The sequence below is a fragment of the Pseudomonas graminis genome (assembly GCF_001705435.1).
GTDB lineage: Bacteria > Pseudomonadota > Gammaproteobacteria > Pseudomonadales > Pseudomonadaceae > Aquipseudomonas > Aquipseudomonas graminis_B.
In genome coordinates, this window is sequence record NZ_MDEN01000068.1 from 210,131 (window position 1) to 222,311 (window position 12,181).

General features: G+C 62.8%; 11 protein-coding genes. 6 read left to right on the forward strand and 5 right to left on the reverse strand.

The features are described from left to right. Positions 1-23: 23 nt before the first annotated feature. Genes BBI10_RS21085 through BBI10_RS21095 form a run of 3 tightly spaced genes read right to left on the reverse strand, consistent with a single transcriptional unit; the run spans position 24 to position 2,710 of the window. Complete coding sequence (locus BBI10_RS21085) at positions 24-818, reverse strand: ABC transporter permease (RefSeq protein ID WP_037010374.1); 795 nt, start codon at positions 816-818, stop codon at positions 24-26. A gap of 3 nt (positions 819-821) precedes the next feature. Further along, a complete protein-coding gene (locus BBI10_RS21090; protein ID WP_065991560.1) occupies positions 822-1,685 on the reverse strand; it encodes an ABC transporter permease in 864 nt (287 codons plus the stop codon). Beyond that, positions 1,682-2,710 carry an ABC transporter ATP-binding protein gene (locus BBI10_RS21095; RefSeq protein WP_065991561.1) on the reverse strand — a complete coding sequence of 343 codons (1,029 nt, stop codon included), beginning with the start codon at positions 2,708-2,710 and terminating at the stop codon, positions 1,682-1,684. Before BBI10_RS21095 ends, BBI10_RS21090 begins: the two co-directional genes overlap by 4 nt. A 246-nt stretch (positions 2,711-2,956) precedes the next feature. Between BBI10_RS21095 and BBI10_RS21100 the strand changes: the two genes are divergently transcribed. Beyond that, a complete protein-coding gene (locus BBI10_RS21100) occupies positions 2,957-3,793 on the forward strand; it encodes an IclR family transcriptional regulator (protein ID WP_065991562.1) in 837 nt (278 codons plus the stop codon). 265 nt (positions 3,794-4,058) lie between these two features. After that, positions 4,059-5,678: a methyl-accepting chemotaxis protein gene (locus BBI10_RS21105; protein WP_065991563.1), complete on the forward strand. Its 1,620-nt coding sequence runs from the start codon at positions 4,059-4,061 to the stop codon at positions 5,676-5,678. A gap of 330 nt (positions 5,679-6,008) precedes the next feature. Here BBI10_RS21105 and BBI10_RS21110 read toward each other — a convergent pair whose 3' ends face one another. Both BBI10_RS21110 and BBI10_RS21115 read right to left on the reverse strand, forming a co-directional pair. After that, positions 6,009-6,947 (reverse strand): class I SAM-dependent methyltransferase, encoded by a 939-nt coding sequence (locus tag BBI10_RS21110; protein ID WP_065991564.1) that lies wholly within the window; start codon positions 6,945-6,947, stop codon positions 6,009-6,011. A 110-nt stretch (positions 6,948-7,057) separates the two neighbouring features. Beyond that, the gene (locus tag BBI10_RS21115; RefSeq protein WP_141695232.1) at positions 7,058-8,347 is read right to left on the reverse strand and encodes an MFS transporter; all 1,290 of its coding nucleotides are present in this window, start codon (positions 8,345-8,347) and stop codon (positions 7,058-7,060) included. Positions 8,348-8,549: 202 nt separating this feature from the next. Here BBI10_RS21115 and hemB point away from each other — a divergent pair, with 202 nt between their 5' ends. The 4 genes from hemB (at position 8,550) to BBI10_RS21135 (ending at position 12,174) form a co-directional block, all read left to right on the forward strand. Further along, on the forward strand, positions 8,550-9,524 hold the full coding sequence (hemB, locus tag BBI10_RS21120; protein WP_065991565.1) for a porphobilinogen synthase: 975 nt from the start codon (positions 8,550-8,552) through the stop codon (positions 9,522-9,524). Between the two features lie 385 nt (positions 9,525-9,909). Next, complete coding sequence (locus tag BBI10_RS21125) at positions 9,910-10,395, forward strand: Dps family protein (RefSeq protein ID WP_065991566.1); 486 nt, start codon at positions 9,910-9,912, stop codon at positions 10,393-10,395. Between the two features lie 269 nt (positions 10,396-10,664). After that, positions 10,665-11,072, forward strand: a complete 408-nt coding sequence (locus BBI10_RS21130; RefSeq protein ID WP_065991567.1) for an SRPBCC family protein — start codon at positions 10,665-10,667, stop codon at positions 11,070-11,072. A gap of 415 nt (positions 11,073-11,487) precedes the next feature. Next, positions 11,488-12,174 (forward strand): RibD family protein, encoded by a 687-nt coding sequence (locus BBI10_RS21135; protein WP_065991568.1) that lies wholly within the window; start codon positions 11,488-11,490, stop codon positions 12,172-12,174. Positions 12,175-12,181: the final 7 nt, after the last annotated feature.

The window sequence follows — 12,181 nt, forward strand, 5'->3', positions numbered from 1 at the left end:
AAGGTGGGTAAACCGAACAGTCATCAATGCCTCCCTACCAGTACACGGTCCAGCCCATACACCCGGTCAAGAATGATCATGGTCGCCGCCGTCAGGGCGATCACCAGCGCAGACACCGCCGCCATCATCGGATCGATGGATTCGGTGGCGTACACGTACATGCGCACCGGCAGGGTCTGGGTCGACGGCGAGGTGACGAAGATCGACAGCGTCACTTCGTCGAAGCTGTTGATGAACGCGAGCAGCCAGCCACCGGCCACGCCGGGCAGGATCATCGGCAGGGTGATCAGGCGGAACAGCGTGAAGCGGCTGGCACCCAGGGATTCAGCCGCCTGCTCGGCGCTGCGGTCCATGCCGATGGAAGCGGCAATCACCAGGCGCAGCACGTACGGTGTGATCACCACCACGTGGGCGAACATCAGCCAGACGAAACTGCCGTTCACGCCCATCAGCGCGAACAGGCGCAGCATCGCCACCCCCAGCACCAGATGGGGAATGATGATCGGCGACAGGAACAGGCCGTTGAGAAAATCCCGGCCGGGAAAGCGGTAGCGGGTGATCGCCAGTGCCGCCGGCACGGCGATCAACGTCGCCAGGGTGGCCGCGACCACCGCCAGGATCAGGCTGTTGTAGAAGGACTGGATGAAATCAGCGCGCTCGAACACCGCCCTGAACCAGCGCAGGGAAAACCCGTGCCACGGCAGGCTGAGCGTGTTCTCCGGGGTGAAGGCCACCAGACACACCACCACCAGCGGCGCCAGCATGAACACCACCACCAGGGCATGAAACGACAGGGCCAGAGGACCGTTCTTGGACATGGCTCATTCCCCCAGGGATTTTTTATAGCGGCCTTCGACCAGCCGGTTCCACGACAGCATGACCAGCAGGTTGATCACTAGCAGCGCCACGGCAATCGCCGCGCCCATGGGCCAGTTGAGCTCCGAGAGGTATTGGTCGTAGACGACGGTGGCGACCATCTTCAGGCGCCTCCCGCCGAGCAGTCCGGGGATGGCAAACGAGCTGGCGGACAGGCCGAAGACGATCAACGTCCCCGACAGCACGCCGGGCATGACCTGCGGCAGCACCACCATCCTCATCACTTGCGCCTGGGTGGCGCCGAGGGACAGCGCGGCCTGTTCGGCGGAGGCGTCGAGTTTCTGCAGCGAGGTCCACACCGGGATGATCATGAACGGCAGCATCACGTGGACCAGCGCCAGAATCACCGCGAACGGCGTGTAGAGCATCTTGATCGGACGCCCGCCAAGGGCCTGGATCGCTTGATTGATCAAGCCGTCGGCGCCCAGCAACAGGCTCCAGCCGAACGCCCGCACCACCACCGAAATCAGCAGCGGCGTGAGGATCAGGATCAGGAAAATCGACCGCCACGGGGTGCCCATGCGGCTGAGGATGTAGGCCTCGGGCACGCCGATCACCACGCACAGCAGGGTCACCAGCGCGCTGATCCAGAAAGTGCGCAGGAAGATCTCGTAGAAGTACGAATCGGTGAGCAGATTGGTGTACTGGGCCAGCGTCCACTCACCGCCCTTGACCCCGACTTCGTAGTCGAACACGTTGAACGACAGCACCAGTGTCAGCAGCAACGGCAGCACCAGCAGGCCGAAGAACAGCGCCAGTGCCGGCGCCGACAGCAGGTACCCGCGTCCGGTGTCGCGCAGCACACTCATGCCGGCACCTCGTCGACGCTCAACACCCGCAGCAGGTCCGACGGCCAGTCCAGCCCCACCGCGAAGCCTTCGCTCATCGGCGCGTCGCCATCGTTGCGGCGCACCACAGTGATTTCGCCGATGGGCGTTTCGATGCGGTACAGCCACTGGCTGCCGAGGAAGTAGCGCATGACCACATGGCCTTGCAGGCGACCGGTCCCCGCAGGCACCAGGTCGATCTTCTCCGGGCGCAGGCTCAGCACCAGCTCGCCGTCGCCAGGCTCATGGCGCACCTGGGCCGCGCCGCTGGCATCGCGATCGCCGCGCAGCAGATTGGCCTTGCCGACGAAGCCGGAGATGAAACGCGTACGGGGGTGTTCGTAGAGGTGGTAGGGCTCGTCGATCTGGGTGATGCGCCCGGCCTGCATGACCACGACGCGATCGCTGATGGACAGCGCTTCGGCCTGGTCGTGGGTGACCATCAGGGTGGTGATGCCGACTTCGCGCTGGATGCGGCGGATCTCGAATTGCATCTCCTCGCGCAGATTGGCGTCGAGGTTGGACAGCGGTTCATCCAGCAGCAGCACCGGCGGCTCGATCACCAGCGCACGGGCCAGGGCGACACGCTGACGCTGGCCGCCGGACAGCTCGCGAGGGTAACGCTCGGCATGGGGCGTGAGGCGCACCAGTTCCAGCACCCGGGAGACGCGGCGCTCGATGTCGGCGGCGGAGACTTTGCGCATTTTCAGGCCGAAGGCGACGTTGTCGCGCACGCTCATGTGCGGGAACAGCGCGTAGGACTGGAACACCACGCCCAGGCCGCGACTGGCCGGTTTGGCGTGGGTGATGTCGCGGCCGTCCAGCAGGATGCGGCCGGCGCTGACGTCAACGAAGCCGGCGATCATTTGCAGGGTGGTGGTTTTGCCGCAGCCGGAGGGGCCGAGCAGGGAGACGAATTCGCCTTGCTCCACCGAAAGGTCAGTGGCCACGACCGCATCGATGGGGCCGTAGCGTTTGCACAGTGCCTGGAGTTGAAGAAAAGCCATGGCTGCGTTCCACCTTTTTTCGTGCACACCGAAGGCGTGCGTTTTTTATGGGCAGATGCGAAGAGAAGTGCTGCGTGTGGCCGTGGACGCTGGCGCTCGATCGGTGTCGGCTGCCGCTGTTATTCAAATCGCCCTGTGGACCGATCCTAGGCCCAAGACTAGGATGCGCTCAACGAGCAATTTCATTGAGTGAGTAGTTTTTGCAAATTCATTCATTCAGCGAAAGGAAACAAGGATTGGGGTGCTATGGATTCCACTGAGCGGAAGAGTGCTGAGAAAGAAACAGGGGTTGGTGCGGTCTCTCGCGTGTTTGCCGTGATTCGGGCGCTGGGCAATTGTCCCGATGGCAGTGAACGGGTCACACAACTGGCGCAGCAGGTGGGTCTGTCGCAACCGACCACCCACCGTTTGCTGCGCAGCCTGATGGACGAGGGCATGGTCGAGCAGGACCTGCGCAGCAAGCGTTACCGCCTGAGCCTGGAATTTTTCGCTCTCGCGGCGCGCGCCGGGCAGTCCGGCAACCTGCGTGATGTGGTGCGGCCGAGCTTGCTGCGCCTGTCGGCCTCGTTGGGGGACTCGTTGTTTCTGCTGGCCCGCAGTGGTTTCGATGCGGTGTGTCTGGACCGCAGCGAAGGGCCGTACCCGATCCGCACCTTCACCGGCGACATCGGCGGTCGCGTGGCGCTGGGTGTGGGGCAGGGCAGTCTGGCGATCCTGGCGTTTCTGCCGGAAGAAGAACGCGAGACCGTCATCCGCTACAACTTGCCGCGCCTGCGGGATTTCCACCTGTACGACGAAGTGATGCTGCGCTCGGAAATCGACACAGTGCGGCGGACCGGCTACGCCGCGCGCAACACCGGCGTGCTGGAAGGCATGGCGGGTCTGGCGGTGCCGATTCTCGACCGCGATGGCCGGGCCGTGGCGGCGTTGAGCGTGGCCACCCTCAGCGACCGCCTCAGTGCAGACCGCATGCCCACGGTGGTGGACATGCTCAAGCGCGAGGCAACGGCGATCAGCCAGAAGATCAATCCCTTCGATCCGGTGCTGCGCCGCCCCTCTCAGGTGTTCGGTCAGCGAGAATGACTGCCGCTGCCGACACACTCATCTGAATGCCTTTCAGTACATTTCGATAACCGTTTGATTGGGCTGCAGGCCTTGCTCTTGGGGCTTCTCAGCCGTTCGTCGGATCTGCCGGGCCGGCCTTCAAGAAGCCCTGCGCAGGGTCGAAGCACTCTGTGCAGGCGCCTCGTTTTCGGACCGCTCCGACGCGATGGCACAGGGATGTGGCAAGCCGCAAAAACTCCGGGTGATCCTCGGAGCAGGTTGTCCTCCCTTTTGAGATCCTCCTATGTCGAAATCCCTGAGATTGCAGATCCTCGCGCTGCTCAGCGGCAGCCTCGTGCTGGTCGTGCTGATTGCCCTGGCGTGTTTCCAGTTCCTGTCCAGCAACGTCCACGCCTATCGCGGTCTGCTTGAGGGGCCGTTGCACGCCTCGCAACTGGTCGATCAGGCCAACCTGCAGTTCAAGGTTCAGGTGCAGGAATGGAAGAACGTGCTGCTGCGCGGCAAACAGCCGGCCGACCGCGACAAGTTCTGGGCGCAGTTCGAAGACCAGGAACGCCAGGTGCAGGACACCCTCGGCAGCCTGAGTGCAATGGACGGGCTGGACCCCGCGACCAAAACCCAGGTCGACGCGCTGCGCAACGAGCACCGCACCCTCGGCGTGGCCTACCGCAAAGGCCGTGACGCTTACATTGCCTCCGGTGGCGATCCGGTTGCCGGTGACATGGCCGTCAAAGGCGTTGACCGTGCCGCCAGTGAGCAGATGACCGGCCTGGTGGTTGGCCTGCGCAAGCAAAGTGACCAGCAGTCGACGATCCTCAGCAGCACCGCCGACCGGACCATCCTTATCGGCACGCTGGTCATGCTCGCCTCGGCGTTGCTGGTGGGCGTGCTGACGCTGTGGGTGGTTAACCGCAACATCGTCGGCCCGATCCGCATGTTGATCGAATACGTCGCGCAACTGAGTCAGGGCAAGTTCAGCGACCGCGTCAGCATCACCCGTCAGGATGAGCTGGGACGTCTGGCCGTTGCGGCGAACACGCTGCGGGATTTCCTGGCCGACACCTTTACCCGCCTCAAGCGCAGCACCACCGACCTGGACAGTGCCGGCGGCGAGCTGAAAGCCATTGCCGCGCTGATGGCCCAGGGCACCCACGAGCAGTTCGAGCGCACCGATCAGGTCGCGACGGCGATGACCGAAATGTCCGCCACCGCCCAGGAAGTCGCCCGCCATGCGGCTCAGGCCGCCCAGGCCGCTGACGAGGCGGATCGCAGTTCCCAGGAAGGCAGCAAGGTGATGGGCGCGACCATCACAGCGATCACCCAGATGCGCACCGAGATCAGCAACACCGCCAACGTCATTCGCCGTCTGGAAACCGACAGCGGGCGCATCGGCAAGGTGCTGGAAGTGATTCGCGGCATCGCCGAGCAGACCAACCTGCTGGCGCTGAACGCGGCCATCGAAGCAGCCCGTGCCGGCGATGCCGGGCGTGGTTTTGCGGTGGTTGCCGACGAAGTGCGCACGCTGGCCCAGCGCACCGCGGCCTCAACGGCGGAAATCAACCAGATCATCAGCTCGGTGCAGACCGGCGCCGTCGATGCTGCCCAGGCCATTGAAAGCGGGCAGGCCCGCAGCCAGGAAAGCGTCGATCAGGTGGCGCTGGCAGGCTCCTCGCTGGAACGCATTACCAGTGCCGTGGAAGCCATCCGTGACATGAACCGCCAGATTGCGACGGCTGCGGAAGAGCAGACGTCCGTGGCCGAAGACATCTCCCGCAACCTGACGGAAATCACTGCGATTGCCACCACCAACCAGGACAACGTCCAGCGCACGCAAACCGCGAGTCAGGATCTGCATGTGTTGTCGGTGGGGTTGAATGACGTGATCTCGCGGTTGAGTGCCTAGAACTCGGATGTTCATAAGCCGGTCCCACTGACGCACTGCGATCACTCAGTGATGATCGTTCCCACGCTCCGCGTGGGCATGCAGACCTAGACGCTCCGCGTCCTTGTCGGACCGGCTTTAGCCGGGAAGACGTCGGAAGCCACACCGCAGAATTGATGGTGTACTCAAGGGCCTCTTCCCGGCTAAAGCCGGTCCCACTGACACAGCGCGGTCACTTGGTAGGACCGGCTTAAGCCGGGAAGAGGTCGGAAGTCACAGCGCAGAATTGATAATGTACTCAAGGGCCCATTCCCGGCTGAAGCCTGTCCTACCAAGCCGCGCGCGTTGCGATTAGCCCTGGCGGAACACCAACGCTTTCAACCCACCCCCTTCCTCGGCATCGGCGAATTCAGGCGGGTTTTCCAACCGCTCGACAAACCGCAACCCCGGCGCTTCCCGGGTCACGCCTTCGATGAGAAAGTCCGCGCCCAGCAGCGGGTCGTTCATGCACGCCAGCACCGTGCCGTCCGGGGTCAACAGTTCCGGCAGTTTGCGCAGCACCCGCTGATAATCCTTGGTCAGCAAAAAGCTGCCTTTCTGAAACGACGGCGGGTCGATGATCACCAGATCATAGGGCCCCGTGCTTTTTACCTTGCCCCAGGACTTGAACAGCTCGTGGCCGAGAAAAGTGACCTTGCTCAGGTCATGGCCATTCAAGCGATGGTTGTCGCGGCCGCGACTCAGCGCAGCCCGGGACATGTCCAGATTGACCACACACTCCGCGCCACCCTCGATCGCTGCCACCGAAAACCCGCAGGTGTAGGCAAACAGATTCAGCACCCGCTTGCCCGCTGCATTGGCCCGCACCCAGTCGCGGCCGTAGCGCATGTCGAGGAACAGCCCGGTGTTCTGTTTTTTGCCGAAATCCACGAGATAACGCAGGCCGCCCTCGGTCAGCGTCCATTCCTCCAGCACCTCGCCCAGCAGCGCCTCGGTGTGGCTGTCCGGCAGATAGCGGTGCTGCAACAACAGCGTATGGGCGCTGGATTGCTGCCACGCCGGTGACTCGATCAGCCTGGACAGCCGCTGCTTCAGGGCTTCCAGCTCATCGGCGCCTGGCGCCTTGAACAGCGACACCAGCACCACGCCCTGCATCCAGTCGACGGTCAGTTGCTCGAGCCCCGGCCAGCGTCGGCCACGGCCGTGAAACAGGCGGCGAGTCTCGGCGGGCGGGGCGGCGAGGGCGGTCTGGAGGTGGGAGTCGAGCAGGTCGAGGGCGTCGGCATTCATCGGTGGGCGGCAGGTCGGCAGTGGGAAAGGGGCGGCATTCTAAACCCATTTCCCGGCGAACGACGGCGCCATGCTGTCGAACGTCGTTCCCCCGACCTCAACTCCGTGGATCAGGTAGCCGGCGCGCCCTCGGGTTGATCATGGGCCGCGGCTTCGCCGGTTTCCGGCACCGCCAGCCACACCAGCACGAACGCCACGGCCGCAATCGCCGCCAATGTCAGAAACGCCGCGCTGTAGCCCGCCTCGCGGACGACCAGCCCGGCCAGGCCGTTGCTCAGCGCCGCGCCCAGGCCAAACACTGTCGAGATCGCCCCCAGGCTGACGTTGAAGCGCCCGGTGCCGCGTGTCAGGTCCTTGACCACCAGCGGCAGCAGCGCGCCAAACGCCCCGGCGCCGATGCCGTCCAGCAACTGCACGCCCACCAGCCAGTACGGGTTATCCGACATCACATACAACACGCCCCGCAGCGGCAGAAAAATGAAGCCGGCGAGCAACAAGGGTTTGCGCCCCCAGACGTCGGCCTTCGCCCCCACCAGCCAGGCCACTGGCACCATTACCAACTGCGCGGCGACGATGCAGGCGGAGGTCAGCGGCGTGGCGAGGTTGACGTCGATCTGCGAAAGCTTCTGACTCACCAGCGGCAGCATGGCCGCATTGGCCAGGTGAAACAGCCCGCAGCAGATGGCGAACACCAGCAACGGTCGGTTGTGCAGCAATACCGCCCAGCCGCTGGGCTGGTCCTTACCCTGGTCATGGTTGGGGTCGAAGCCGCGGGCGACGTCGTGGTCAATCGCCGAGGCATCGACAAATGAGACGGCGACGATGCTCGCCAGCGCCATGAACGCCATCAGGTAAAACACCGCAATCGGCCCGAACATCCATGAAAAAATGCCGGCCAGCAGGGCTGCGCAGGCGTTGCCGGCGTGGTTCCAGGTTTCGTTGCGTCCGGTCCGGCGGGTGAAGGCTTTCGGCCCGGTGATGCCCAGGGAGATGGCGGCGATGGCGGGGGCGAACACCGAGCCTGCGATGGCGCTGATGCTCTGGGTGATCGCCACCCAAGTGAACGAGTGAATGAACGGCAGCACCAGACACCCGGCGGTCACCAGCAAGGCCGCCACGATCACCACCATCCGCTTGCTGCGGGTGCGGTCAATCAGCGCACCCGCCGGGGTTTGTGTGACCAGCGCGGCGATGCCGGCGAGGGTCATGACCAGTCCGATACTTGCCGGATCCCACTTGTGCACCGCCAGCAGGTAGATCGCGAGGTAGGGCCCGAGCCCATCGCGCACATCCGCCAGAAAGAAGTTAATACCGTCCAGAGAACGGTTGTTGCGCTGATCGGAAGGGTTGCTCAAGGTCGGCCTCACTCTGGCGATGCGCAGGCGGAACGGCTGCGGCATTGCTAAATGACCTGCCGCCGTTGCGTTGGTTCTCCACGCCGTTTCTGCACGCTGTTTCTGAACACTGTTGCAGCCGACGTAACGGACTTTCTTGTCACGGCGTTTGAATCAAGGGCGGCGCAGGCATAAGCTTCGCGCCATTGAAAGTGCCGGACCTTTCGGGCCCGGCAATCTTCCGGATATTTTTAGCTCAGGAACCGCCATGTCCAGTCTGTTTCCCGCTGCCCGTCCACGCCGTCTGCGCAGCAACGAAAGCTTCCGCTCGCTGTTTCAGGAGAACGAATTCACCCTGAACGATCTGGTGCTGCCGATCTTCGTCGAAGAAGAAATCGACGACTTCGTGCCGATCAACAGCATGCCTGGGGTGCAGCGCATTCCCGAGTCGAAGCTGGCGCAGGAAGTCGAGCGCTACGCCCGTGCGGGCATCAAGTCGGTGATGACTTTCGGCGTGTCCCACCACTTGGACGCCACCGGCAGCGACACCTGGCAGGAAAACGGCCTGGTCTCGCGGATCTCGCGGACCATCAAGGCCGCCGTGCCGGAAATGATCGTGATGTCCGACACCTGCTTCTGCGAGTACACCGACCACGGCCACTGCGGCGTGATGCATGGCGGCCATGTCGATAACGACGCGACCATTGAAAACCTCGGCAAGCAGGCCGTCATGGCGGCGCGTGCCGGTGCTGACGTGATTGCCCCCTCGGCGGCCATGGACGGTCAGGTGAAAGCGATTCGTGCCGCCCTCGACGCCGCCGGTTTTACCCAGACGCCGATCATGGCGTACTCGACCAAGTTCGCCTCGGCGCTGTACGGCCCGTTCCGCGAAGCCGGCGGCTCGGCGCTCAAGGGCGACCGCAAAACCTATCAGATGAACCCGATGAACCGTCGTGAAGCCCTGCGCGAATCGCTGCTGGACGAGGCCGAAGGCGCCGATGCGCTGATGGTCAAGCCGGCTGGCGCGTACCTGGACATCATCCGCGACATCCGCGAAGCCTCGAACCTTCCCTTGGCGGCTTATCAGGTCAGCGGCGAGTACGCGATGATCAAGTTCGGCGCCCAGGCCGGCGCCATCGACGAACACCGCGTCGTGCGTGAAACCCTCGGCGCGATCAAACGCGCAGGCGCGGATTTGATCTTCACGTACTTCGCGATGGACCTGGCGTTGAGCGGGATCTGATTTCCACTCACTAGAGGTTTTGGCGGAGCAGACCGCGGTTTCAAAACATGCCGCAGACCTGTGGCAGTGACCGGGGTGGCGCTCCACCTTACTCACGAAGTCGGACTGTCATTCCCCAGAGAAAGTGGCCGGCAGTCTTGGCCTCTTCGTGAGCAAGCTCACTCCCACCAGTCCAACGAACCGGCCGAAACCCGGGGCGATCCACGATTTTGTGGGCGTGAGCTTGCTCGCGAATGGCTACTGTTGTTTCAACGCCGATTGTCGTTGGGCGACGGCGTTTCATAGGCCGTGTCGATGGCAGCGATTGGCAGCGGTGATTTCAGTTAACAGGGCGTGCTCTCTAGAATCGACCCCTCAGCAATCAACAGACCTTAGGGAGCAACTCATGGCTATTGAAATCGGAATCAACGAGCAAGACCGTGCAGAGATCGTTGAAGGACTGTCCCGGCTGCTCTCCGACACCTACGTGCTGTACCTGAAAACCCACAACTTCCACTGGAACGTCACCGGCCCGATGTTCCGCACGCTGCACCTGCTGTTCGAGGAGCAGTACACCGAACTGGCGACCGCAGTGGACTCCATTGCCGAACGCATCAGAGCCTTGGGCTTCCCGGCACCGGGCACCTATTCCACCTACGCACGGCTGTCGTCGATCAAGGAGGAGCCGGGCGTGCCCGCTGCGACCGACATGATCCAGCAACTGGTTGAAGGGCAGGAAGCGGTGGTACGCACCGCCCGCGACCTGTTCCCGTTGCTGGAGAAGGTCAGCGACGAACCCACTGCCGACCTGCTGACTCAGCGCATGCAAGTCCACGAAAAAGCCGCCTGGATGCTGCGCTCGCTGCTGGAAGGTGACGGTTTCGTTGCCTGACACCTTCATCTCTGCGTGAGACCTATTCCCGGCTAAAGCCAGTCCCACTAAGGCATCGCGGTCACTTGTAGGACCGGCTTCAGCCGGGAAGCTGTTGATTCATTCTTTTGATCTTCCTGCGCAACAAGTCCAGCCACCGCCAACCCTCCCGAAACAGCAGCAATCGTGACAAGATTGCTCGCGGTTACCGCATATATAGAGAGGGCGCGGTCCCGCCACGCGATCCAGCGCTGGCTGCCCGGCCGCTGCCCGCATTTCTGGAGAACATCATGGCTCAAGCATCTGCATCCATTCGCATCCCGGTGTCGGCCGAAAAGGTCTGGGCACTCACCGGTGGCTTCCACTCGCTGCACGAGTGGCTGCCGTTCATCAAGAGCAGCGAAGCAAAGGAGGGCGGACGCGTCCGTCACCTGACCACCGACGACGGTGCTGAAATCACCGAGCGCCTGCAGACCTACGACAATTCGGCTCGCACGTACAGCTACTCCATCGACAAAGGACCGTTTCCGATCAAGGACTATCTGGCGACGTTCAAAGTCAAAGAGGATGGCGATGAGGGGGCGTGGGTGGAATGGTCAGGCGTGTTCACCGCCGACGGTGTGACCGATGCGGACGTCGAGGAATTATTCAAGGGGATTTACGTGGGTGGGCTTGAAGCGCTACAGGCCAATTTCTAACTCATTGAACAGGTCTGCCGCCGATAATCGCGGGACCGCCAGGCCATTGCGGCCTGGCATTTCGGTGCCTTGCTTGAATCGTCGTGCGTCGGGCTGTCAGGCCTTCAGTGATGCTCTGACACCGTCGCTGCATTGATCAGGTCGTACAAGGCGAACGCGCGGTTGACCAGGAAAACGGTCACGGCAGTGAGGGCAAGGGCATTGATGATGTGCAGGGTCATGGTGGCAAGTCCGTGTCGTGTCTGGGATGACGCGATGTTACGCGAGCCCTGCCGAAGCTGAAGACAATAGCCTTCATGGTCTACATCACCGGCAATGATGGGCAGCAGGTTGTGAAGGCCAAGTCGAGTGACGGGGTGAACTATTGCCGCGGGATCCGGGTCGGCTCTACACACTTATCAGCCTGGAGTCTGCCATGCAGCCTTATGTCATTTGCCACATGATGTCCTCCCTCGACGGCCACGCCCTTACCGATGGCTGGGATCGCACGTTCAAGAAAGACGCCGGAGATTTATACGAAAAGCTCGCCCAGACGTTCGAGTTTGACGCCTGGATCTGCGGGCGCGTGACGATGCAGGAAATCGCCCACGACGAGGGCTATCCAAAGGGCCTCGCCAAAGGCCCCATCGAGCGCAGTCATTACTTCGCTGATCGCAGCGCCAAGGCCTATGCCGTGTCCATCGACCCCCAGGGCAAGGTGGGCTGGAAAAAGAATCAGGCGCTGGATTCCCATGTCGTCGAAGTCCTGACTGAAGGGGTGTCGGATGACTACCTGGCGTACCTGCAGTCGATTCAGGTCTCTTACATTTTTGCCGGGAAGACCGAGATCGACCTGCAGCAGGTGGTGCAGATCCTGTCGAGCGAGCTGGGCTGCAAGCGCCTGATTGTCGAGGGCGGCCCCCATGTCAGTGGCTCGTTCGTCAACGCCGGGCTGGTCGATGAAGTCAGTGTGCTGATTCTGCCGCTGATCGACGGGCGAGGCGAGCATCCGGCGTCGTTCGAGGTGCCGACCGAGGCGTGGAAACAACCGGCTCACTTGACATTGACCTCGGCGGAGGTCCAAGACGGCGGCGCGGTCTGGTTGCGCTACACCCACGCCTGACCCAACG

Coding starts and splice junctions, on each gene's coding strand:
- BBI10_RS21135 (WP_065991568.1), top strand. CDS start 11,488: ATGCAGCCTTATGTCATTTGCCACATGATGTCCTCCCTCGACGGCCAC.
- hemB (WP_065991565.1), top strand. CDS start 8,550: ATGTCCAGTCTGTTTCCCGCTGCCCGTCCACGCCGTCTGCGCAGCAAC.
- BBI10_RS21115 (WP_141695232.1), bottom strand. CDS start 8,347: ATGCCGCAGCCGTTCCGCCTGCGCATCGCCAGAGTGAGGCCGACCTTG.
- BBI10_RS21085 (WP_037010374.1), bottom strand. CDS start 818: ATGTCCAAGAACGGTCCTCTGGCCCTGTCGTTTCATGCCCTGGTGGTG.
- BBI10_RS21095 (WP_065991561.1), bottom strand. CDS start 2,710: ATGGCTTTTCTTCAACTCCAGGCACTGTGCAAACGCTACGGCCCCATC.
- BBI10_RS21110 (WP_065991564.1), bottom strand. CDS start 6,947: ATGAATGCCGACGCCCTCGACCTGCTCGACTCCCACCTCCAGACCGCC.
- BBI10_RS21100 (WP_065991562.1), top strand. CDS start 2,957: ATGGATTCCACTGAGCGGAAGAGTGCTGAGAAAGAAACAGGGGTTGGT.
- BBI10_RS21125 (WP_065991566.1), top strand. CDS start 9,910: ATGGCTATTGAAATCGGAATCAACGAGCAAGACCGTGCAGAGATCGTT.
- BBI10_RS21105 (WP_065991563.1), top strand. CDS start 4,059: ATGTCGAAATCCCTGAGATTGCAGATCCTCGCGCTGCTCAGCGGCAGC.
- BBI10_RS21130 (WP_065991567.1), top strand. CDS start 10,665: ATGGCTCAAGCATCTGCATCCATTCGCATCCCGGTGTCGGCCGAAAAG.
- BBI10_RS21090 (WP_065991560.1), bottom strand. CDS start 1,685: ATGAGTGTGCTGCGCGACACCGGACGCGGGTACCTGCTGTCGGCGCCG.